At 60.5% G+C, this 20144-nt stretch carries 23 protein-coding genes; 10 read left to right on the top strand and 13 right to left on the bottom strand.

Annotated elements, in window-relative coordinates; translation table 11 throughout:
- The first annotated feature begins 38 nt into the window (after positions 1 to 38).
- Complete coding sequence (locus CFA77_RS01195) at positions 39 to 1139, top strand: Zn-dependent alcohol dehydrogenase (protein ID WP_206991905.1); 1101 nt, start codon at positions 39 to 41, stop codon at positions 1137 to 1139.
- A 72-nt stretch (positions 1140 to 1211) separates the two neighbouring features.
- Positions 1212 to 1457, top strand: a complete 246-nt coding sequence (locus CFA77_RS01190; protein ID WP_206991904.1) for a hypothetical protein — start codon at positions 1212 to 1214, stop codon at positions 1455 to 1457.
- Here the strand turns inward: CFA77_RS01190 and CFA77_RS01185 are convergent.
- The 10 genes from CFA77_RS01185 to rpmH form a co-directional block, all read right to left on the bottom strand.
- Positions 1454 to 1948 carry an SRPBCC family protein gene (locus CFA77_RS01185; protein WP_206991903.1) on the bottom strand — a complete coding sequence of 165 codons (495 nt, stop codon included), beginning with the start codon at positions 1946 to 1948 and terminating at the stop codon, positions 1454 to 1456. The two genes, CFA77_RS01190 and CFA77_RS01185, sit on opposite strands and share 4 nt — an antisense overlap.
- Before the next feature lie 102 nt (positions 1949 to 2050).
- The gene (gene dapD, locus CFA77_RS01180) at positions 2051 to 2878 is read right to left on the bottom strand and encodes a 2,3,4,5-tetrahydropyridine-2,6-dicarboxylate N-succinyltransferase (protein WP_206991902.1); all 828 of its coding nucleotides are present in this window, start codon (positions 2876 to 2878) and stop codon (positions 2051 to 2053) included.
- Between the two features lie 21 nt (positions 2879 to 2899).
- Positions 2900 to 3646, bottom strand: a complete 747-nt coding sequence (locus CFA77_RS01175) for a pyrimidine 5'-nucleotidase (protein WP_206991901.1) — start codon at positions 3644 to 3646, stop codon at positions 2900 to 2902.
- Positions 3643 to 4674, bottom strand: coding sequence for a DUF1036 domain-containing protein (locus tag CFA77_RS01170; RefSeq protein WP_206991900.1), 1032 nt, complete (start codon positions 4672 to 4674; stop codon positions 3643 to 3645). The genes CFA77_RS01175 and CFA77_RS01170 overlap by 4 nt, the downstream gene beginning before the upstream one ends.
- Complete coding sequence (gene argB / locus CFA77_RS01165; RefSeq protein WP_206991899.1) at positions 4649 to 5545, bottom strand: acetylglutamate kinase; 897 nt, start codon at positions 5543 to 5545, stop codon at positions 4649 to 4651. The genes CFA77_RS01170 and argB overlap by 26 nt, the downstream gene beginning before the upstream one ends.
- A 44-nt stretch (positions 5546 to 5589) precedes the next feature.
- Positions 5590 to 6051 carry a GNAT family N-acetyltransferase gene (locus tag CFA77_RS01160; protein WP_198019835.1) on the bottom strand — a complete coding sequence of 154 codons (462 nt, stop codon included), beginning with the start codon at positions 6049 to 6051 and terminating at the stop codon, positions 5590 to 5592.
- A 54-nt stretch (positions 6052 to 6105) separates the two neighbouring features.
- Complete coding sequence (yihA, locus tag CFA77_RS01155; RefSeq protein WP_206991898.1) at positions 6106 to 6747, bottom strand: ribosome biogenesis GTP-binding protein YihA/YsxC; 642 nt, start codon at positions 6745 to 6747, stop codon at positions 6106 to 6108.
- A 4-nt stretch (positions 6748 to 6751) separates the two neighbouring features.
- Positions 6752 to 8578, bottom strand: a complete 1827-nt coding sequence (gene yidC / locus CFA77_RS01150) for a membrane protein insertase YidC (RefSeq protein WP_206991897.1) — start codon at positions 8576 to 8578, stop codon at positions 6752 to 6754.
- A gap of 51 nt (positions 8579 to 8629) precedes the next feature.
- Positions 8630 to 8998 (bottom strand): ribonuclease P protein component, encoded by a 369-nt coding sequence (gene rnpA / locus CFA77_RS01145; protein WP_206991896.1) that lies wholly within the window; start codon positions 8996 to 8998, stop codon positions 8630 to 8632.
- A gap of 42 nt (positions 8999 to 9040) precedes the next feature.
- Entirely contained in the window at positions 9041 to 9175 is a 135-nt protein-coding gene (gene rpmH, locus CFA77_RS01140) for a 50S ribosomal protein L34 (RefSeq protein WP_034817532.1), read from the bottom strand.
- A gap of 188 nt (positions 9176 to 9363) precedes the next feature.
- On the opposite strand from rpmH, the gene CFA77_RS01135 reads away from it, so the two are divergent.
- The 6 genes from CFA77_RS01135 (at position 9364) to CFA77_RS01110 (ending at position 15711) form a co-directional block, all read left to right on the top strand.
- Positions 9364 to 10551, top strand: a complete 1188-nt coding sequence (locus tag CFA77_RS01135) for a serine hydrolase (RefSeq protein ID WP_206991895.1) — start codon at positions 9364 to 9366, stop codon at positions 10549 to 10551.
- Between the two features lie 110 nt (positions 10552 to 10661).
- Positions 10662 to 11441 (top strand): DUF547 domain-containing protein, encoded by a 780-nt coding sequence (locus CFA77_RS01130; RefSeq protein ID WP_242517442.1) that lies wholly within the window; start codon positions 10662 to 10664, stop codon positions 11439 to 11441.
- A complete protein-coding gene (locus CFA77_RS01125; RefSeq protein WP_206991893.1) occupies positions 11438 to 12181 on the top strand; it encodes a TVP38/TMEM64 family protein in 744 nt (247 codons plus the stop codon). The genes CFA77_RS01130 and CFA77_RS01125 overlap by 4 nt, the downstream gene beginning before the upstream one ends.
- The gene (locus CFA77_RS01120) at positions 12181 to 13713 is read left to right on the top strand and encodes an NAD(P)/FAD-dependent oxidoreductase (RefSeq protein ID WP_206991892.1); all 1533 of its coding nucleotides are present in this window, start codon (positions 12181 to 12183) and stop codon (positions 13711 to 13713) included. The genes CFA77_RS01125 and CFA77_RS01120 overlap by 1 nt, the downstream gene beginning before the upstream one ends.
- A 15-nt stretch (positions 13714 to 13728) precedes the next feature.
- On the top strand, positions 13729 to 15156 hold the full coding sequence (locus tag CFA77_RS01115) for a HAMP domain-containing sensor histidine kinase (RefSeq protein ID WP_242517441.1): 1428 nt from the start codon (positions 13729 to 13731) through the stop codon (positions 15154 to 15156).
- 72 nt (positions 15157 to 15228) lie between these two features.
- Positions 15229 to 15711 (top strand): hypothetical protein, encoded by a 483-nt coding sequence (locus CFA77_RS01110; protein ID WP_206991891.1) that lies wholly within the window; start codon positions 15229 to 15231, stop codon positions 15709 to 15711.
- 76 nt (positions 15712 to 15787) lie between these two features.
- Here the strand turns inward: CFA77_RS01110 and CFA77_RS01105 are convergent, their stop codons facing one another.
- Positions 15788 to 15928: a hypothetical protein gene (locus tag CFA77_RS01105; protein WP_198019834.1), complete on the bottom strand. Its 141-nt coding sequence runs from the start codon at positions 15926 to 15928 to the stop codon at positions 15788 to 15790.
- A gap of 123 nt (positions 15929 to 16051) precedes the next feature.
- Between CFA77_RS01105 and CFA77_RS01100 the strand changes: the two genes are divergently transcribed.
- Complete coding sequence (locus CFA77_RS01100; protein WP_242517440.1) at positions 16052 to 16681, top strand: pseudouridine synthase; 630 nt, start codon at positions 16052 to 16054, stop codon at positions 16679 to 16681.
- Between the two features lie 49 nt (positions 16682 to 16730).
- Positions 16731 to 17159 carry a hypothetical protein gene (locus CFA77_RS01095; protein WP_206991890.1) on the top strand — a complete coding sequence of 143 codons (429 nt, stop codon included), beginning with the start codon at positions 16731 to 16733 and terminating at the stop codon, positions 17157 to 17159.
- Between the two features lie 6 nt (positions 17160 to 17165).
- Here CFA77_RS01095 and CFA77_RS01090 read toward each other — a convergent pair whose 3' ends face one another.
- Together CFA77_RS01090 and hrpB are read right to left on the bottom strand one after the other, a co-directional pair.
- Entirely contained in the window at positions 17166 to 17636 is a 471-nt protein-coding gene (locus CFA77_RS01090) for an OmpA family protein (protein WP_206991889.1), read from the bottom strand.
- A gap of 56 nt (positions 17637 to 17692) precedes the next feature.
- The gene (gene hrpB / locus CFA77_RS01085; RefSeq protein WP_206991888.1) at positions 17693 to 20134 is read right to left on the bottom strand and encodes an ATP-dependent helicase HrpB; all 2442 of its coding nucleotides are present in this window, start codon (positions 20132 to 20134) and stop codon (positions 17693 to 17695) included.
- Positions 20135 to 20144 lie beyond the last annotated feature (10 nt).

Here is a 20144-nt window from a genome sequence, read left to right as displayed (position 1 = left end):
AGCAAGAGCGCGGAGACCGGGCCAAAGGAGGAAGACCCATGAAGGCTGCTGTCATGCGCGCGCCCAACGCGCCGCTATCCATTGAAGATGTCACGATTTCCAAGCCCGGACCGCGCGAAGTGCTGGTCCGGCTGAAGGCGGTCGGCGTCTGCCATTCGGATGTGCATTTCTGGGACGGGAACTTCCCCGCCGAATTGCCGGTCATCCTCGGGCATGAAAGCGCCGGCATCGTGGAAGAAGTCGGCTCCATGGTCTCAGCGGTCAAGCCGGGCGACCATGTAATCTCGATCCTGTCGCCCTTCTGCGGCACCTGCGAGTACTGCCTGACAGGCCACATGTCCGTCTGCCATACGGTGAACAAGGAACACTTCCAGCGCCAGCCCACAGAAGCCCCCCGCCTCTCCATCAAGGGTGAAAAGGTCGGCCAGTTCCTGAACCTCTCTTCCTTCGCCGAACAGATCCTCGTCCATGAGAACGCGCTATGCGCAGTCGACAAGGATATGCCAATGGACAAGGCCTGCCTGATCGGGTGCGGCGTCATTACCGGTGTCGGGTCAGTCTTTCATTCCGCCAAGGTCGAGCCGGGTTCCACGGTTGCCGTCCTCGGCTGTGGCGGCGTCGGGCTTGCCGCGATCAATGGCGCAGCCATCGCAGGCGCCAGCCGTATCATCGCGGTAGACCTGTCAGACGAGAAACTCCAGATGGCTGTCCGTTTCGGCGCGACCGACACCGTCAATCCAGGCAAGGTCAATGCGATCGAGGCCGTCAAGGAACTCACCAAGGGCGGCGTCCACTACTCCTTCGAATGCGTCGGCCTGAAACAGACGGCTGAACAGGCCTACCACATGCTGCGACCACGCGGCGTGGCAACCGTGATCGGCATGATTTCGCCCGGCGTTAACATCGAGATCCCCGGCATTGAATTGCTTGCAACAGAAAAACGCCTGCAGGGGGCGATCATGGGGTCTAACCGGTTCCGGGTGGATTTCCCGCGCCTGATCGAACTGTACAGACAGGGCAAGCTGCACCTTGATGATCTTGTCTCTGACCGGATCGGTCTTGAGGGGATCACCGGCGCCCTCCAGAACCTCAAGGACAACAAGAGCACGGTCGCGCGGCAGGTGGTCGTGTTCGACTAGGCTTCGGAACTGCCCGGCTCGCCCGGCATTGTTGTGATCACTGAGCATGATCACAACAGAAAGCGGGCCTTGATGTCGGAGAGTTTGGAATGGATCGCGATGGGCACCGGCATTGTCGCGGCCATCATGGTGTCGGCCGATCTTGGGCGGCGCATTACCGGCTTCGCCTTTATCGTGTTTGCGGTCTCTTCCACATGCTGGGTTGTGATCGGCCTCTCGGATGACGAGGCCCCGCTCATGTACCAGAACATTGTCCTGACCGTGATCAACTTCATCGGCATATATCGCTGGCTGATCCTCAAGAAGGAATCGGGCTAGAGTCCGAACCGGCCCGGTTTGTCCCGGATCAGGGCTTCGAGTTTCGGCATGCCGTCTTTCAGGCCCTTGGCAAGCTGTTTGGAGACAATTCCGCCCAGGATCAGCGGCGCACTGGCCTTGCCCGCCCAGCGCAGCTCGCAGCCTTCCGGCGTTTCAACGACGACATAGTCCTCAACCGCGGCCGAGACCGGCAGCGTCGACTTTTCAAACCGGAAAGCCATCCGCTTGCCCTCTTCCCAGGCAAAGAAGGTTTCCTCGACTTTCTGGTCCCCGATCTCGACGGTGCGCGTGGTCCCGACCCCGAACGGCTCCGGGCTCGTCCAGACCACGTTCGTAATCGGCAGCCATTCCGTCCATGCCTCTGCGTCCAGCAAGGCGGCCCAGACGGCGGACGCCGGAAATGGGAATGCATGTGCGACCCGCAGTTTCGGACTCACCGTCGCGAGATAGTCTTCGCCGACCGGCTTGTGCTGTTTCAGTGACTTGGCCATTCAGCCCTCCCCTCTTCCTGATTTCAGGCAGGATGGAAGCGCACCGAACGACCTGTCAAACCGTGCCGCCACGGCAGCACAGGACAGACCCTTGGCATTAGATCAGTCCCGCAGCAGTTCGTTGACACCGGTCTTTGAGCGGGTCTGGGCGTCGACGGTCTTGACGATGACGGCGCAGGCGAGGCTCGGGCCGCCATTCTTGTCGGGCAGCGTGCCCGGCACGACGACGGAATAAGGCGGCACCTTGCCATAGGTGATCTCGCCGCTGTGGCGATCCACGATCTTGGTGGACTGGGTGATGAAGACGCCCATGGCAATCACCGAGCCTTCTCCGACGACCACACCCTCGACCACTTCGGACCGCGCGCCGATGAAGCAATTGTCTTCGATGATGGTCGGGTTCGCCTGCAAGGGCTCAAGAACGCCGCCAATGCCGGTGCCGGCCGAGATATGGCAATTCTTGCCGACCTGCGCGCACGAGCCGACGGAGGCCCAGGTGTCGATCATTGTGCCTTCGCCGACATAGGCGCCGATGTTCACATAGGACGGCATCAGGACCGCATTCCTCGCAATGAAGGCGCCGCGGCGCACAGCGGCCGGGGGCACCGCACGAAAGCCCGCGGCCTCGAATTCGGATGAGCCCCAGCCCTGAAATTTCGATGGAACCTTGTCCCACCAGTTGCCGCCGCCGGGCACGCCGGAAATCATGCCATTGGCATTCAAGCGGAAGGACAGCAGAACAGCCTTTTTCAGCCATTGATGGACAGTCCAGTTGCCGTCGCCATTTGGGCTGGCCACGCGGGCCTCACCGGAGTCGAGCAGGTCAATGGCCGCCTCGACGGCTTCGCGCACCTCACCCCGTGTCTGTGTGTTCAGGGTGTCGCGGCTTTCCCACGCCTGTTCAATCGCATTGGCCAGGGCTTGTGTCATCTGTCTCTCCGGGGGCAGGTCTTAGTCGAGTGTTTCAATTGCCGCCTCAAGGAAGGCAGCAAGGTCGCCCGTCACATAGTCTATGTGGTCAGGCCCGTCATCCCCCAACAGATCGTCCAGATTGGCAGGACGCGCCTCAATCGGCTCGTGGCTCCAATCCTTTTCGGAGTGCACCAGAACCGTCGTGAAGCCCATATCCTTGGCTGGAAGGAGATTGCGCGCGAGATCCTCGAAGAAGATTGCCTTGCGCGGTGCCACATCATGCAGCGCACAAAACCGGTCATAGGAGCTCTGGTTCGGCTTGGGAGTGTACTCAGCGTCCTCGATACCGAAGCTCCCGTGGAACAGGTCTTCCAGCCCCATCTTGCCAACAACCCGCTCGGCATGGCGACGCGAGCCATTCGTGTAAACGAATTTCCGGCCCGGCAGCGCGCTGATTGCCTGGCGCAAAACCGGCAAGTCCGGCAGTGGCGACAAGTCTATGTCATGCACATGATGCAGAAAATCGGCAGGATCGATCTTGTGCACCTTCATCAGGCCGGACAGCGTCGTCCCATAGGTTGCATAATAATGTTTCTGCACCTTGCGCGCCTCCAGCGGCGGCAATTCCAGCAGGCGCGAGACGAAATCCGTCATGCGCGTGTCGATCTCGGCGAACAGGTCGCACTCCGCTGGATAGAGCGTATTGTCGAGGTCGAACACCCAATCCGTAACATGGCCGAAATTGCCGAACGGTGCGAGGTGTACACCCGCCTTTGGAGAGGTCATTGACTACCGGCCTTGGCGAAGTCCCGCTCGAAGAACTCAAACACGAGACGCTGGTCAACTGGCTCCGGTGCGGCAGCGAACAGCGCGGTGCGATAGGCGGACGCTTCGCAGTCGTCCCGGCCAACGATCGCAAACTTTGCCCGGCCCACACAGAACGGATCCGATGCCTTTGCCAGCGTTCGGATGCGCGTCCCATCTTCCATCTCGCCAAAGACATAGTGCTCAGTGCCGCGAAGGGCCTTGTCGATCACTCGCGCGCAACCTCCCGCCTCGAGCATCCACCAGCCGCGGCTCTCCCAGCCCTCGGTGCCGCGGCGTCCGATGGCGCTCCAGATCCGTTTGTCGGTGCGGTTGCACAGGGTAAACCCGACATTGCGGCCATTCTCCTTCGCCACCTGCTCCAGGAAGTCGATGAGATCTGAATCCGACGTCGAGTCAGGCAGATTGTTCTCTTCCAGGAATTTTCCGATCGCGGTGCGGGTCTTGTATCCGATCCGGCCATCAATCGCGCCTGACAATACGCCCGCCTCTTCCAGCAGGCGCTGAATCCCGGCTGCCTGCGCGGTCGCGCGGTCATAATTTTCGATTTCGGTGAAAGTTGTCGTCCAGCGGGAGCGGCTGGAAATGTCGACCGCCCGGAAACCTCGCGCTTCCAGACCCATTGCATTGCAATTGGGCGGGCTTTCCAACGAGAAACCACCGGTGGGGTCCACGCAGAGTTCGCGCTCGCCGCCCCACTCTCTCAGGCCACCCCGATGGGCAGTCGATGTACGCCCATAGACATAATGGATTTTCGGATCGAGCGGCGCCCGCACGGCGACCTGACAGGAGCCTGGCTGCAATTTGGTCCAGCCATCCACATTGACGGAGCCGCCTACAGGGCGGCCAACCGCTGTTTCGATGATAAAGCTGGTCTCGTTACACAGTTTCCAGCCATCGCCTGTCCCCTGTGCGTGCGCTATTGCGGGCAAACCCGCCGCTGCTGCAACAAAAGCAAGACCTTTAAGAAATGAGCGTACCTGCGCCATGTTCGGTAAATAGCTCCATGAGCAGGGCGTGCGGGGCACGCCCATCGAGGATCACTGCCGCCCCGACCCCATGTTTTACGGATTGGGCCGCAGTTTCAAGCTTCGGTATCATGCCACCTGCAGCTGTGCCGTCCGCGATCAGGTCAGGAATGGCATCCACGGCAATCTCGCGCATTAAATTCTTCTGCTTGTCGAGCACGCCAGCGACATCTGTCAGCAGGAACAGGCGGCTGGCGCCCAGTGCCGAGGCCAGCGCGCCGGCAGATGTGTCTGCATTCACATTGTAACGATGGCCATCCTTGCCGACTCCGACCGGGGCAACCACCGGAATCAACTGGGAGTCGGACTTCAGGAGCGCATCGATCACGCTTGTATCCACTGCAGTCGGCTCACCCACAAATCCAAGGTCCAGAACCTGTTCGATATGGCTGTCCGGATCGCGTTCGGTTTTCTTGGCCTTCTCGGCCTGGATCAGATTGCCGTCCGACCCGGACAGGCCAACGGCCTTGCCGCCCGCCTGATTGATCGCCCGCACAATGGATTTGTTGATAGGCCCCGACAGGACCATCTCGACCACTTCCATCGTCGCTTCGTCGGTTACCCGCAGGCCGCCCTTGAATTCGGACACGATGCCCAGCCGGTCCAGCAATTTGCCAATCTGAGGCCCGCCGCCATGCACGATGACGGGATGAATTCCCAGTGTTTTCAGCAAAACCACGTCGCGCGCAAAGATTGCCGACAGGCGCTCGTCCACCATGGCGTGACCGCCATACTTCACGACAATTGTCTTGCCAGCATAGCGCTGGATATAGGGCAGCGCTTCTGAGAGCGTCTGGGCGGTGAATTGCGCAGCGGAGATCTGGTCTGTCATGCGGGCCCCTTTAGCGCGGATCGCCGCCGTGACAAACTCGAATTCTAGAGGGCCCGATGCATGTACACGCTGTTCGGATCAAGCGTGTAGTCACCAAATGGCGAACAATAGACAAAGCCATACGCCTCATAGATGCGCCGTGCTGGCAGGAATCCGACCATGGACCCGGTTTCCAGATACAGCGCCGAATAGTTGCGCTGCTCTGCTTCGGCCATGATGTGTTCCAGCATGCGGCGGCCATGCCCCTGCCCGCGCAGGTCCGAACGCGTATGCATGGATTTCACTTCGCCCACACCGCCTGGCAACTCCTTCAGTGCCCCGCACCCAACGAGAACTTCCTCGTCCCACATTGACCAGACTGTCACGTCCGGTGCCCGCAATCCTTCCGCAGGCAGGAAGTGGCAACTGCCCGGAGGGGATAATGCCAACATCAAATTCGCGTGCGTCTGGAGAAGGGCCAGCATGGCAGGGCTGGTCACGTCATCAACTTTGATTTCGATTGGCATGAATGCACGGCTCCAGATTACTCTCCGGCGCACATGTAATCTCAATTCGTGGCGCTATTCCAGTCCGGCGATTTCGGCGCGAAGTTCGGGGATGCCCCACCCCTTCTCAGACGAAGTCTGGCGAACAACTGGATGCGCCGCGCCGCGTTTTTTCAGCTTGCCGGCGATCTCTTCAACGAGCTTTTCGACTTCGGACTTCTGCATCTTGTCGACCTTGGTCAGGACGATCTGATAGGTGACCGCCGACTTGTCGAGCATGGTCATAACCTCCTCGTCAGTATCCATCAGGCCCCGGCGAGAATCGACCAACAGGAACACCCGGCGCAACGACGGACGGCCCCGAAGATAGGAGCGTGTCAGCCGCATCCAGCCCTCGGCCTGTGTCCGGCTGACCTTGGCATAGCCAAAGCCCGGCAGATCGACGAGGAACATGCGGCCTTCGCCGAGGTCAAAATAATTGATCTCGCGCGTGCGGCCGGGTTCCGCAGAAGACCGCGCCAGCTTGGCGCGATTGGTCAGCGCGTTGATGAGCGATGACTTGCCGACATTGGACCGCCCCGCAAAGCAGACTTCCGGACGATCCGCTGTGGGCAGGCCCTTCAGGTCCACCACGCCTTTGACAAACACGACCGACCCGGCGAACAGGACGCGGCCCGCTTCGAGCGCGTCTTCACTGAAGGCGTCTCCGGTTTCCATCAGACTAGTCCGCCGCTTTCTTCTTGCCGCGCACAAGTCGGCTGACAAATTTGCCAATCTCGGTGTCGACACCGTTCCGCCGCATGATGAAATATTGCTGCGCGAAGGAGAGCAGGTTTGACCATACCCAGTACATCACAAGGCCTGCCGCAAATCCGCCGAACACGAACATGAAGACCAGCGGCATGGCCTGAATGATCCGGCGCTGTGTCGGGTCTGGAGGTGGCGGGCTGAGAGTCTGGATGGCCGCCATGGTCACGCCATAGAGAATTGGCAGGATGCCAATACCAATGATGATGCCGATGATCGGAATCGCCTTGATGTCCGCGGCTGACCACCACGGGATGAGACCGAACAGGTTGCCGATGGCCGTGGGATCAGGTGCCGACAAATCCTTCAGGAAGCCGAAAGAGGCATGGCGCATCTCGATGGTCACATAAAGCGTCTTGTAGAGCGCATAGAAGATGGGAATCGTGAACAGGATCGGCAAACAGCCGCCGACCGGGTTCGCGCCTTCCTGTTTGTACAGCTTCATGACTTCCTGCTGCTGGCGCTGCGGATCGGCTTTGAAGCGCTCGCGGATTTCCTGCATCGGCTCTTGCAGCTTCTTCATTTTCGCCATGGACTTGTAGCTCTGATTGTAGAGCGGCACGAGCGGGAGCTTGATCAGAACCGTGAAGGCCAGAATCGCCCAGCCAAACGAGCCCACAATGCCGGACAGCCATTCCAGCGCATAGAAGAAGGGCTTGGTCAGGAAGAAGGCCCAGCCCCAGTCGATGGCATCCACCATTCGGGGAATACCCAGTTCGTTCTGATACTGTTGCAGCACTTCAAACCGTTTCGCACCGGCATAAAGGCTGTTGGCCATGGTCTGGCTTTCGCCGGGCGCAATCGTCAGTGGCGCGGATTCCGTGCGCACTTCCAGCGGCTGGCCACGTGACAGCTTGCGCTTGTCAACAAGGCCCGCAAAGAACTGGTCCTGTTGGGGCACGAGCGCGCCCAGCCAATACATGTCCGACAGGCCCCACCAACCGCCCTGGTCAGATGGGAACGTGCCTTCACTGGTCTCGCCCTTGATGTCCTTCAACTGGAACAAGGGCTTGTATTTCTTCAAGCGCAGTTCGCCGTTCACGACGCCCATCAGACCCATATGTGCAAGGCCGTTCTTGGCCGAGGAGCCCGGATCGGTTGTCTCAAGGAATTCCTTGTAATCCCCATGCCGCTCGATCGAGCCAATCGCGCGAAGCTGGCGCGCTTCGCCGGAATTATTGGTGACCGTATCCGTGAAGGTGAAGAGATAGTCCTCATCAACAGAGATCACCCGGTCGATGACAAGGCCTTCTGTCTCGAGCCGCAGTATCAACGGATTGCCGGGCGTCAGCTGCCCTTCCCCGACTTGGCTCCAGGGCGAATTGCGTCCTGCGACCAATTTCGATCCATCCGCCCAATACCAGGTGGCGAAATATCCAAACTCGGTGTTTTCCGGACGAAACAGGCGAACTTCCTGTTCCTTGTCGACAGTGAGGTAGTGCTTTTTCAGGCTGAGATCGTCGATGCGCGAGCCAGCAAGGCGGATCGACCCATCCACAGAGGCGGCATCAAACGGCACGCGGGCATCATCCTGCAGCGCTTCCTCGACCGGCTTGATTTCAGCAATCGCCGGCGCATCAGAGGCCACTGTCGGGCCGGTTTGCTGCTCGGCCTCGCGCACGGCCTGATTGGCTTCGAATTCTTCCTGGGCGGGCTTCATGATGAAGGCCTGGTAGGCAAAAACGAACGCGATCATCGCGACCATGGCGATCAGAAAATTGCGCTGGTCAGGTTTTTCCATCTGGCGGGATCCCGGCAAATCTTTTGAGCACGCCGGAATCGGCGGCAGGGGTTAATCAGCGGCGAGGCTTATCAGCGCGCTTTCCATATCGTCAAGCAAACGCGGCCACGCAATGTCAGCGGTGTCCATACGTGCAATGAAGACATAATCCCACCCCGGTTTTCCATGCTGCGGCAAGAGAACACGCGCCGCTTCGCGCAAGCGCCGTTTCGCCCGGTTGCGAATGACCGCATTCCCGATCTTCTTGGTGGCGGTAAATCCAGCGCCGGCATGCGCGCCCGGACTGGCCCCTTTACGGCGTCGCGCCTGCACCAAAAGGGCTTTGCGCCGCTCGGTTTTTCCGTGACGCACATAAAGAAATTGAGGTCGCACGCGAAGACGGGCGACCTCAAATTCGGTTTTATCTGTTTTGCTGGTCATGGCCTGTTGCCGCCTGCGTGAGACGGTCCGTGGCCTGCCGCCTTAAGCGGACAGTGACTTGCGGCCCTTGGCGCGGCGACGTGCCAGCACCTTGCGGCCGTTCTTAGTCGACATGCGCTCGCGGAAACCATGGGTGCGGCTGCGGCGAAGGTTGCTTGGCTGGAAAGTGCGTTTCATGGGTCTGCTCTGAAAGCTAAGAATCTCGGAAAGAGGGGCCAATACAGGCAGCAGAGGTTCGAAGTCAAGCCGAACCGACAGCCAGAACCGAATAAATCTGTCTCTCCGCGCCCAAGACTCTTTACATGGCCAGAGAGTCTTGTGAACTCTGCACGCTGAGGCTGGGCAAAAGAGTTCGAAGAGGTCCAATGCGGTTTCCACGCTTTGCCATCCCGTGCCTGTTGGCCATGATCGCGCTTCCCATCACAGCGCACGCACAGTTCATAGACTATGACCGTCTGGATGCCCGGCTGACGCGGCTCGCCGCAGATGAAGACATTGTCGGCCTCTCTGTTGCCGTGATCGACCGGGGCGAGGTCGCCTTTGCCAAAGGGTATGGCATCACCCAGTCGGGCGGAGAGCCCGTTACAGACGAGACGGTGTTTCGTTGGGCATCCTTGTCCAAAGGTGTGGCCGCGACCGAAGTCGCGATCCTTGCGACAGAAGCGCGCCTGAACATCACCGACCCGGTATCGAAATACGCAACCACGCTGCGACTTCCCAATGGCGGTGAAACCACGGCGACGCTCGAAGATGTGCTTTCGCACCGACTGGGTATCCTGCCAAATGCCTATGATACGCGGCTGGAAGATGGTTGGGACCCAGCCGAGATTCGCAACAGCCTGAAATCACTGAAGCCCATCTGTCCGATTGGTGACTGTCACACCTATCAGAATGTTGCCTATGACAGCATCGCCGAAGTGATCGAGGACGTGACCCAGTCGCGCTATGCTGATGCCGTAGAGACCTCAATATTCAAACCCATCGGCATGGTAACGGCCAGCATCGGTCGCGCCGGGCTTGAAAACTCCCGGTCCTGGGCCCGTCCGCATTCAAAGAACAGCCGCGCGGCCGGCCCACCGCGCAAGAAGATCGTGAATGACGATTATTACAATGTCCCTGCGGCCGGCGGCGTGAACGGTTCGATCCGCGATCTTGCGCTCTATGCCCGGGCGCATATGGGATTGCTGCCGGATATCCTCAGTGATTCCGCCCTCGAACTGCTCCAGACGCCGCGCATTTACACGCGGCGCGAACAATCGGGCATGTCCCGACGCTATCGGGGTACAGTCCGGGATGCCCGCTACGCGCTTGGCTGGCGCGTCTACAAATACGGAGAGGCGGGCGACCGGGTGGTTGGCCATCGCGGCGCGGTGGAAGGCTACCGATCCTATATCCTGTTCGATCCGGACCGCGACACCGGAGTCGTTATCCTCTGGAACTCGAGCTCTCGCCGCCCCAATGGGATAGGGTTCGAGGTCATGGATATGGTCTACAACCTACCCTTCCGGGACTGGATGGAGTTGGACGCGCACGCCAGCGCAGGCAGTCGCTGACATCTCCCTCACGAGGGCGTTAGCCCGGCGCACGCAGTCGTGACGCGATCTTTTCCAGGCATCAGGCTATGCGGGGGCATCTTTCGCCCCATACTTCAGACCCGATGCTTATGCCTGATCTCCACTTTCTTGTTCGCCCGCTCGTTGGCCTGGCTCTGGCCAGCTGCCTCGCCCTGCCCGGTGTGGCGCAGGGAAATGACGCATGGACCCAGCTTCTTGAAACCTATGTCCATGAAAGCACGGACGGCGTGAACCGCGTGGACTATGCCGCGCTTTCTACCAGTCCCGCCGACCGCGCGACGCTCGACACTTATATCGCCAGCTTCGAGGCGCGTGACCTGACAGGCACGGACGATGCCACTTTCGCTGCATGGGCCAATCTCTACAATGCTGTGACGGTTCGCTACATCGCGGAGAAGTACCCGCTGGATTCGATCCGCGACGGTTTCCTGTTCGGGGGGCCCTGGAAGAAAGTGACCGTAATGGCTGGCGGCCGCGAAGTCTCGCTCGATGCCATTGAGCACGACATCTTGCGCCCCCGCTTCGGGGACTCGCGCGTCCATTACGCCATCAATTGCGCCTCTTATGGTTGCCCGAACCTGCTCACTCGCGCCTGGACGGCGAACACACTTGATGCAGACCTCGACGCCGCTGCGCGTGCTTACATCAATCACCCTCGTGGTGTAACGGTCGGAAACCGCGGCCTTACTCTATCGTCTATCTACAAATGGTTTGAGGCCGATTTCGGCGGATCGAAAGATGGCGTTATCAAACACCTGCTTCAATATGCCGAGCCGGCGCTCGCCGAGAATATCCGCGCTACGCCCAAAATCCGCGGCTACACCTATGACTGGTCGCTCAATGATACCCGGACGGACCCTGCCAAATGACCGAAGAAACCCAACACGCTTCGCGCCCGCTCTGGTTGCGCCTGTGGCCCCTCTACCTGATTGCGGGTGGCCTGATCGCCGCATGGTTCTTCGGCCTGTTCGACTATCTTTCGCTTGAGACACTGCGCCAGCAGCAGGCCTCGCTACGCGCGTTCGTTGAAGACAACCTGATCCTGGCCATTGCCGCCTATGTGGGCGTCTATGCAGCCAGCACAGTCTTCATGCTGCCCGGCGCACTGTGGATCACGATCAGTGGGGGCTTCCTGTTCGGCCTCGCCGGCGGCACGCTCGCCACCGTGGTGGGCGCAACCCTCGGCGCCAGCCTGCTCTTCCTGGCAGCAAAGACTTCGCTGGGCAGCTTCATGCGGAAGATCGCAAGCGGCTATGCCGACAAGGTCCGAACCGAATTCCAGAACAGCCCCATGGCCTATATGTTTGCCATGCGCTTCATTCCGGCCATGCCGTTCCCTGTCGCCAATATCCTGCCTGCCATCCTCGGCGCCAAGTATCGAGATTATGCCATCACGACGGCGCTCGGCATCATACCGGGTGTGATCGCCTATACTTGGGTCGGCGCAGGGCTCGGCGCGACCTTCGCCAAGGGCGAAGATCCCGATCTTGCCTCCGTTTTCCAGAACCTGCTTCCCGCCGCGATCGCCCTGGGCGTTGTGTCCCTGTTACCCGTCGCGTGGAAGAAGTTCTTTCCCAAGAAGGCCAACCAGATTGAAGAGGCTGCCTGATGTCCGACAATGCCGACCAAAATGCCCGTGCACCGCTCGCCGGATCGGCGGATCCAGACAAGGTCGCGACCTCCCCTGCGCCGCATTCGCCGGGCGCCGCCCCGATGCGCGAGATGAAAGCCGATCTTGTCGTTATCGGCGCTGGGTCAGCTGGCCTGTCGGCTGCGGCTGGTGCAGCCCAGTTCGGGCTCTCGGTCGTGCTGTATGAAAAAGGCGAGATGGGAGGTGATTGCCTGAATTCCGGCTGTGTCCCGTCGAAAGCCCTGCTCAGCGCTGCCAAGGCCGCCGCCCATGTGCGCGAGGCTGGCAAGTTCGGTATCGAGACCACACCGCCAAGAATCGATTGGGAAAGGGTGAAGTTGCACGTGCGCACGTCCATCGCGACCATTGCGCCGGTTGATAGTCAGGAACGATTTGAAGGCCTTGGCTGCACGGTTATCCGCGAACATGCAAAGTTTGCCAGCCCGGACACCGTCATCTCCCCGACCACGCGGGTAAAGGCCCGGCGCATCATCATCGCCACAGGATCTCGTGCCTTCATTCCGCCAATCGAAGGACTCGCCAACACACCCTACCTGACCAATGAAACCATTTTCGACCTGCCGGACTTTCCCGAACACCTTGTCATCCTCGGCGGCGGTCCAATCGGGATGGAAATGGCGCAAGCCTTTGTCCGGCTCGGTGCCAAGGTCACCGTGATCGAGATGGGCAAGGCACTCGGTCGATCCGACCGTGCCCACGCCGAGATCGCCATCGAAGCCCTGCGCGCCGAAGGCGTCACTCTTCTGGAAGGTTACAAGGCTACGAAGGTTGAACAGGACGGAAAGACCATCCGCGTCCACACAGAGCCAAAGGACGGCGAGGCCTGGATGGTCGAAGGATCACACCTGCTCGTCGCCGTCGGTCGCCAGACCGTTTTTGACGGCATGGATCTCGACAAGGGCGACGTCGATCATGACCGAAAGGGCATTATTGTCGGCGACAATTTACGGTCAGCCTCAAACCGCCGGGTCTGGGCGCTGGGCGATGCCGCCGGCCGCGAACAATTCACGCATATCGCTGGCTGGCACGCCTCGGTTTTTGCCCGCCGCGCCTTCTTCAAGCAGCGGACAAAAGCAGACAGCCTGCCGGTGCCCGCCGTCACCTACACATCGCCGGAAGTCGCCCAGCTGGGTCTGACAGAAGCCGAAGCCCGCGAAAAGCATGGAGACGATATCACGACGCCGAGCTTCCAATTCGAGGAGAGCGACCGCGCCATTGCCGAAGCTGACACAGAAGGCGAAGTGAAACTGATTGTGCGCAAAGGCAAACTGCTCGGTGCGTCAATCGTCGGCAAGGAGGCCGGAGACTTGCTTCAACTGGTTTCTGTGGCCATGTCCAATGGACTTGGCGTGAAGGAACTGACCAATTTCATCTCTCCTTACCCTACCCGGGCCGAAGGGGTGAAACGCGCTGCCAATGCGCACTATGCCGATGTTGTGTTCGGAAAGAGCGCAAAGCGACTCGTCGGCTTGCTCCAACGTATCCCCTAGGCTAGTTCAGGCGGTGTGAACGACACCGCCGACCTGCCCCCGCCGGCTCTGACGAAAACCCGCGCCGGGGCGCGCTGGTTCGACAGCCTCTCATTTCGATTGTTTGGCCTGACCATACTCGCCATTCTGGTCGTCGAAGCCTTCATCTTTGTGCCGAGTGCATCCGGTTTCCGTACGAGCTGGCTGACCGAACGCGTTCAAGCCGCCCGGATCGCATCCCTCGCCCTCGAAGCTGCGCCGGACCGATCGGTTTCCGAAGAATTGTCGGCAGAACTCCTCAAATATGCCGAAGTCTGGGCCGTCACCGAAATGGAAGACGACATGCGTTTCCAGCTATTGCCAGCCCAAATGCCTCTGGATGGCGACATGCATATGCTCGACCTGCGAGAGGCAACATCCACGAACCGCGTCGCCAATACGTTTGGCGCGTTCTTCGCACGGGATGACCGTGTGCTGGTAGTCACCGCGCAGGGCGTGAACGAAGACCGGGTCATCGAAGTTCTGATGCCGCACGCACCGATGAAATCCGCGCTGTTGGCCTATGCACGCCGCATTGCCGCTCTTTCCCTGCTGATCGCACTTGCCGCCGCCACGATCATCTATGTCTTGCTCCACCTCCTCGTCGTGCGTCCCATGCAGCGGGTTACGCTGAGCGTCGAACAATTCAGGATGGATCCCGGCTCATGGACCCGTCGCCTGCCTCACACCAAACGGCGCGACGAAATCGGCAGGGCCCAGAATGCGCTGGCCGACATGGAGAGCGCCGTGGCTGAAAGCTTCCGGCAGCGCTCTCACTTGGCCGAACTTGGCACCGCAGTGGCAAAGATCAACCATGATCTCCGCAACTCACTGGCATCAGCCCAGCTGGTTTCGGATTCCCTGGCCCGCTCGGACGACGTGCGTGTACAGAAGGCTGCCCCCCGACTCGAGCGCGCGCTCACCCGCGCAATCACACTGGCAACCGAAACGCTGGACTATGGCAAGGCGACGCCCCAGCCGGCAGAACTGGAGCAGGTTGAATTGCGACAGGCGCTCGATGAGGCCGCCGACGAAGCGCTCGCCGCCTGGCCATCGGTCGAGTTCGTCAACAATGTTCATATGCTGGAACATGTGATGGCCGATCCTGACCACCTGCATCGCATCGCCGCAAACCTGCTCCGAAATGCCGCCGAAGCCATGTCAGCGGCCGGGTCTGACCCTTCCCGCATCTTCGTCAGCTTAGAGACCAATGAAATCGTCTTTTCCGACACGGGTCCTGGCATGCCGGAGAAGGCCGCAGCGAACCTGTTCACCCCGTTTGCCGGCACGACCCGGCAAACGGGCAGCGGACTTGGGCTTGTCATCGCTAGAGAGCTGGCGCGAGCCATGGGCGGCGAATTGGTCTTGGCTGAAACTGGCCCCGCGGGCTCGGTCTTTCGCCTCACACTTGCGCCGCACGAATGACACGTCCCGACACATTTGCTGGAACCAAGCCGGGGTGAATGCATTGGTCCACCAGATAGCTGGATGGACACCATGACCCCCGAAACCATTGTTTCTACTTTATTTTCAACAGGCGCTGCGGCCGCTGCAGGACTGGCTGTTGTGCTACAGCCGAGCCTGCCCCGGCCTGACGTGACGCCGGTGGATCATTTTCAGGAAGCCGACTTTGCCATCTATGATCGCGACTTCTCCCTTCAGGGGCGCGACTGCGAGATTGGCATTGAGAAACGTGGCATCTGCCTTAGCGCATCGCCGCTGGAAGATTCCATCGTTCCCGGCATGATACTGCCTGTAAAAGTCCCTGCGACGAGTGCTGAGTTTCCAATCATTCTCGAGGGTTCCCTGAAAAAGCCGAACCTCCAGACCGTGCGATTCGGCCACCGCATCGCGCTCTTCAACCCGACCACGCGCGAAATCGTCGACGTGATGGATCTGGATGCGAAGAGTTTTGCGGAAGCCAAGAATATCAATCACCAGAAAGCCGAGGTAACAGCCGCATCTGCGCGCTCCAGCTAGAAACGTCCGCCCAAAACAGCCCAATAAAAAAAGCCAGCCCCGAAAGGCTGGCTTTTCTTTGTCGAGAGAAACCGGACTAGTTGGTTTCGTCTTCGAGTTCGTCTGCAGCGTCGTCAATTTCTTCACCGAGTTCTTCAGCAGGGCCCTCATTGGTGTCGCAGGCTGCGAGACCGAATGCGCCAAGACCGAACAGAATTGCAATAAGTGGCTTTTTCATTTCCATAACTCCTTTATCAGTCAGCCCCCAGAGCGAAGGCGTCCCCCTGCAAACGTATGTGTGGGGGTCTGGTTCCAACGGAGCAGGATTGGTTTGACATCCCCCTACACACCCCCGGCCGAAATGCCGACGATCCTTCATGTCGATGACTGGCTGATCGTCGCGGAGAAACCGGCCGAACTGCTCTCTGTTCCAGGGCGTGGTCCGGAAAAGGCCGACTGCGCGCGCACACGTATCCAGCAAACCTATCCCGACGCGCTGACCGTCCACCGCCTGGACATGTCGACGAGTGGCTTGTTGCTGTTTGCCAGATCCAAGCATGTGCAGCGCGCATTGTCCGCTGAATTTGAACAAGGTCGTGTGCACAAGACCTACCTCGCCGATGTTTGGCAGCCGCCCGTCGAGGATGCCGGCCTGATTGACTTGCCGCTTGTGAATGACTGGCCCAACCGGCCTCGCCAGAAAGTGGACCATGAAACAGGAAAGCCGAGCCAGACCAGATTTCAGGTCCTGACGCGCCACGCACAAGCTGCACGGGTTCAGCTGACACCCCTCACCGGTCGAACTCACCAACTCCGCGTCCATCTTGCCGCGCTGGGGCATCCAATCCTGGGCGATGACCTCTATGCCCATGATGATGCCTTGTACATGACCTCCCGGCTGCACTTGCACGCGACCGAGTTGATCTTCCGCCATCCGGGCACCGACGCGGCAGTAACCTACCAATCCCCCTGCCCATTCGAGACGCCTTGACGCTGCGCATAATTGACATTATCGTTTTTCGATAATTTGGAGATTAGCCATGCACGCCGAGATCGTTCGCCTGTCCCTGCACCATGTCGATATCAAGATCGTGAAAGATGAGCAGATGCACGTCCTTCAATGGCGACGGAACCTGCTCTGGGATGAAGTCCTGCTGGACGGCAAACGCCAGGCATCCAGCCATGGGCTGTTCGGTCGGGAGAAAGTATACGGCCTGGTCTTTGGCCGGGATGAAGAGGGCAAAGGCGGCCAGCAGGTCATGCTGTTGCTCGATCCCTCCACTCATGCCGACTGGACCGAAGGCACACAGCGCGTCAAAGGCGTCCGGCTTGAGGGGCGCGATGGTCCGCTCGTCGCTTACGGAACACTCGACCCCAAGACACTCGAAAAGCCTGCAACATTTGCAGACTGGATGAAGAAGAATATGGGTATGGAATGGGGCGACTCAGCCGAGAGCCGCCCTCATTAGGAACTTCTAGGAATCCCGCGAGTTCGCGGAAACCGGAACGAGACGGACCGTCGCTTTCCGGTTCAACGGCTCGACCAGGCCATTGGCCGCATAGGCGCTGGCCTCGCCTTTCGGCATGACACCAATCTGCTCAGCAGAAATCCAGCGGGCTTCCAGAGCGGCCATTACAGCTTCGGCACGGTCCTCGGAAACACGCTGATTGACGTCTTCCGGACCGGTCGCATCTGCATGGCCGGCGACTTCAATCCGGAAGTATTCACACTGAGCTGTATCCGCAGCCACAGCATCCAGAACCGCTTCAGCCTGATCGCCAAGCTGGGTAACACCCCGCTCGAAATAGATCGTGAATTCCTCGACAGCGCAGGCAGCGGGGGCCGTTTCATACGTGACCGGCTCCTGCGGCGGAGCGGGCAATTCTGCTTGGGCCGCCAGGGCTGCCATTGCGGCAGAAATCATTGTCAGGCTGGCGATTTTCATGGTCGTCTCCATAAGTGACTATGCAAACAGAAACGCCACCTCCCCCGCCCGGTTCCTTACAATCTTTTCTTTGTGCGCCCTTCATGGGCCTTTGCGGAGGCCGGATCGGCCGGCCAGTCATGCTTCGGATAGCGTCCGCGCATGTCCTTGGCCATGTCCAGATAGCCCGCCCCCCAGAACCGGCCGAGATCCTGTGTCGTGGCGACAGGTTTCATGCCCGGCGATAGCATTTCCACGGTTACCGGCACCCGCCCCGAAGCCAGTTTCGGGTGGTCACCCAACCCATAAAAAGCCTGCGCCCGCGCAGATATGAGCGGCGCGCGATCATCGAGATAATCGACCTGCGCCGTCTGGCCGGACGGCAGCGACAGGCTGAGCGGCGCCTCCTTGCGCAGCGCTTCCTGCACCTGCCAGTCGAGCGAGGCGATCAGGGCTTCGCGCACCGCATGGGGCGCAGGCACCTGCGCACCTTTCCGTTTCAACAGGGGGAACAACCAGTCGCTTGCCGTCTCAACCAGTTTCACTGTGTTCCAACCCGTTTCATCCAAGCACCCGGCTGTTTCAAGCATTGCAATCCGGGCCAGTGTTTCGCGCACCACATCGCCTGCGCCGATGGCTTCGAAGCCCTCTTCCGCAATTGCCTCAAGCATCGCGCGGGCGGCCACAGTCGGGCTCGGCTTTGGCAGCGGACTTTCCGACAGGATGATCGCGCCGAGCGCCTTCACCCGCCGCGCGGCAAATTTTCCGGTCTTTGGGTCGAAGCTGGCCCGGTCTTCGGAGACGATGCCGCCAATTTCCAGCGCGTCCGCCTCTGAAATCGGCGCGGCCAGCGAAATCCGCGCCTCTTTCGCTGCGCCGCCAAGGTCTGCAATCACCAGCCAATCCTGCTTCGCCAGCGATTCGGTCTCCGGCAGCATGGCTGCGCGCCCTGACGCCATGAGGTAGCTGCCCGCACTGCCGGGGCGCTTGCGGGCAATCTGGTCCGGCCAGGCGCGCGCCAGAAGTTTCGCCACATCCCCGCCCGGCGCAGCCCCCTTCCCCCAGCTTTTCGCCTGCGCCTTCAGGCTGCGGGCGCGCGGCGAGCCATCGCGGCGGAACCCGGCCAGCCGGTCGCGCAGATCCGGTGAATTTCCGCCCATGCCCCGCTCCCCGGCAAGAGCCGCAATCTCCGCCGCCAGCGCGCGCGCTTCCGCGTTCGGTGCGCTCGCCACCAGGGCACCCAGCCGGGGCGGCAAGGGCAGGCGAGCCATTTCAGAGCCAAGCACCGTCAACGCGCCCGTTTCATCAATGGCACCTAACGTCGAGAGCAGTTCCTGCGCCGCCTTCAGCCGTCCAGCAGGCGGCGCATCCATCCAGGTCAGGCGCGTTGCGTCTCGCTCGCCCCATTCCGCGAGGGTGAGGACGAGCCCGGAGAGATCACTTTTCAGAATTTCCGGAACCGGCGCGGCCATCAGGCCCCGTGTCGCCGCCTCATCCCATAACCGGTAACAGACACCCGGCGACAATCGCCCCGCCCGGCCGCGACGCTGATCAACTGACGCACGCGAGGTCTTCACGGTGGACAAACGCGTCCCCAGCCCGCCGGCGGCCTCTTCCGCCACGCGCGAGAGGCCGGAATCGATCACGATCCGCACGCCTTCAATGGTCAGCGCGCTCTCCGCAATATCCGTCGCCAGCACAATCTTGCGCATTCCTTCCGGCGCCGGTGACACGGCCGCATCCTGCTCTGCCGGGCTCAATGCGCCGAACAGAGGGGCCACGCGCACATTGTCAGGCACGGTCTCTAGCTGTTCGGCCGTTCGCTGGATTTCCCGCGCGCCGGGCAGGAAGGCGAGGATCGAGCCCTCCTCTTCGCGCAACGCCTTGCGCACAGCAGCTGCCATACGGTCTTCGATACGGTCCTGCGACCGGCCGAGATATTTCGACTCCACGGGATATTGCCGCCCCTGACTCTCCACGACCGGAGCCCCGAGCACGCTGGATGCCTTTTCCGTATCGAGCGTGGCCGACATGATCAGGATTCTCAGATCGTCGCGCAAAGCGCCCTGGGCTTCCATCGCCAGCGTCAGTCCCAAATCCGAATTCAGCCTACGCTCGTGGAATTCGTCAAAGATCACCGCGCCGACGCCTGCCAATTCCGGGTCGGAAAGGATGCGCCGCGTGAACAGGCCATCCGTAATCACCTCCACCCGCGTCGCCGCAGACACTTTCCGGTCCACCCTTGTCGTCAGGCCGACCGACTGGCCGAGCTTCTCTCCAAGAGAATTTGCCATTTGCTGCGCCGCCATGCGCGCCGCAATGCGCCGTGGCTCCAGCATGATGATCTTGCCTTCAATGATGGGGGCTTCGCCGAGCAGGCCCGCCAGCGCCAGGGGCACGCGCGTCGTCTTGCCTGCGCCGGGCGGCGCCGCGAGCACAAGCCGCGCATGGTCGCGCAGGCCCGCGCAGATTTCGGCCAGCACATCATCAATCGGCAAGGAGGGCAGGGAAGACTGCATCCTGCCTGAT

It is taken from the genome of Hyphomonas sp. KY3 (assembly GCF_017309975.1).
GTDB lineage: Bacteria > Pseudomonadota > Alphaproteobacteria > Caulobacterales > Hyphomonadaceae > Hyphomonas.
Note: the sequence above shows the minus strand (reverse complement) of the source record. Positions and strands in the feature narration are given on the sequence as shown.

Coding starts and splice junctions, on each gene's coding strand:
- CFA77_RS01195 (WP_206991905.1), top strand. CDS start 39: ATGAAGGCTGCTGTCATGCGCGCGCCCAACGCGCCGCTATCCATTGAA.
- CFA77_RS01190 (WP_206991904.1), top strand. CDS start 1,212: ATGTCGGAGAGTTTGGAATGGATCGCGATGGGCACCGGCATTGTCGCG.
- CFA77_RS01185 (WP_206991903.1), bottom strand. CDS start 1,948: ATGGCCAAGTCACTGAAACAGCACAAGCCGGTCGGCGAAGACTATCTC.
- dapD (WP_206991902.1), bottom strand. CDS start 2,878: ATGACACAAGCCCTGGCCAATGCGATTGAACAGGCGTGGGAAAGCCGC.
- CFA77_RS01175 (WP_206991901.1), bottom strand. CDS start 3,646: ATGACCTCTCCAAAGGCGGGTGTACACCTCGCACCGTTCGGCAATTTC.
- CFA77_RS01170 (WP_206991900.1), bottom strand. CDS start 4,674: ATGGCGCAGGTACGCTCATTTCTTAAAGGTCTTGCTTTTGTTGCAGCA.
- argB (WP_206991899.1), bottom strand. CDS start 5,545: ATGACAGACCAGATCTCCGCTGCGCAATTCACCGCCCAGACGCTCTCA.
- CFA77_RS01160 (WP_198019835.1), bottom strand. CDS start 6,051: ATGCCAATCGAAATCAAAGTTGATGACGTGACCAGCCCTGCCATGCTG.
- yihA (WP_206991898.1), bottom strand. CDS start 6,747: ATGGAAACCGGAGACGCCTTCAGTGAAGACGCGCTCGAAGCGGGCCGC.
- yidC (WP_206991897.1), bottom strand. CDS start 8,578: ATGGAAAAACCTGACCAGCGCAATTTTCTGATCGCCATGGTCGCGATG.
- rnpA (WP_206991896.1), bottom strand. CDS start 8,998: ATGACCAGCAAAACAGATAAAACCGAATTTGAGGTCGCCCGTCTTCGC.
- rpmH (WP_034817532.1), bottom strand. CDS start 9,175: ATGAAACGCACTTTCCAGCCAAGCAACCTTCGCCGCAGCCGCACCCAT.
- CFA77_RS01135 (WP_206991895.1), top strand. CDS start 9,364: ATGCGGTTTCCACGCTTTGCCATCCCGTGCCTGTTGGCCATGATCGCG.
- CFA77_RS01130 (WP_242517442.1), top strand. CDS start 10,662: ATGCCTGATCTCCACTTTCTTGTTCGCCCGCTCGTTGGCCTGGCTCTG.
- CFA77_RS01125 (WP_206991893.1), top strand. CDS start 11,438: ATGACCGAAGAAACCCAACACGCTTCGCGCCCGCTCTGGTTGCGCCTG.
- CFA77_RS01120 (WP_206991892.1), top strand. CDS start 12,181: ATGTCCGACAATGCCGACCAAAATGCCCGTGCACCGCTCGCCGGATCG.
- CFA77_RS01110 (WP_206991891.1), top strand. CDS start 15,229: ATGACCCCCGAAACCATTGTTTCTACTTTATTTTCAACAGGCGCTGCG.
- CFA77_RS01105 (WP_198019834.1), bottom strand. CDS start 15,928: ATGAAAAAGCCACTTATTGCAATTCTGTTCGGTCTTGGCGCATTCGGT.
- CFA77_RS01100 (WP_242517440.1), top strand. CDS start 16,052: ATGCCGACGATCCTTCATGTCGATGACTGGCTGATCGTCGCGGAGAAA.
- CFA77_RS01095 (WP_206991890.1), top strand. CDS start 16,731: ATGCACGCCGAGATCGTTCGCCTGTCCCTGCACCATGTCGATATCAAG.
- CFA77_RS01090 (WP_206991889.1), bottom strand. CDS start 17,636: ATGAAAATCGCCAGCCTGACAATGATTTCTGCCGCAATGGCAGCCCTG.
- hrpB (WP_206991888.1), bottom strand. CDS start 20,134: ATGCAGTCTTCCCTGCCCTCCTTGCCGATTGATGATGTGCTGGCCGAA.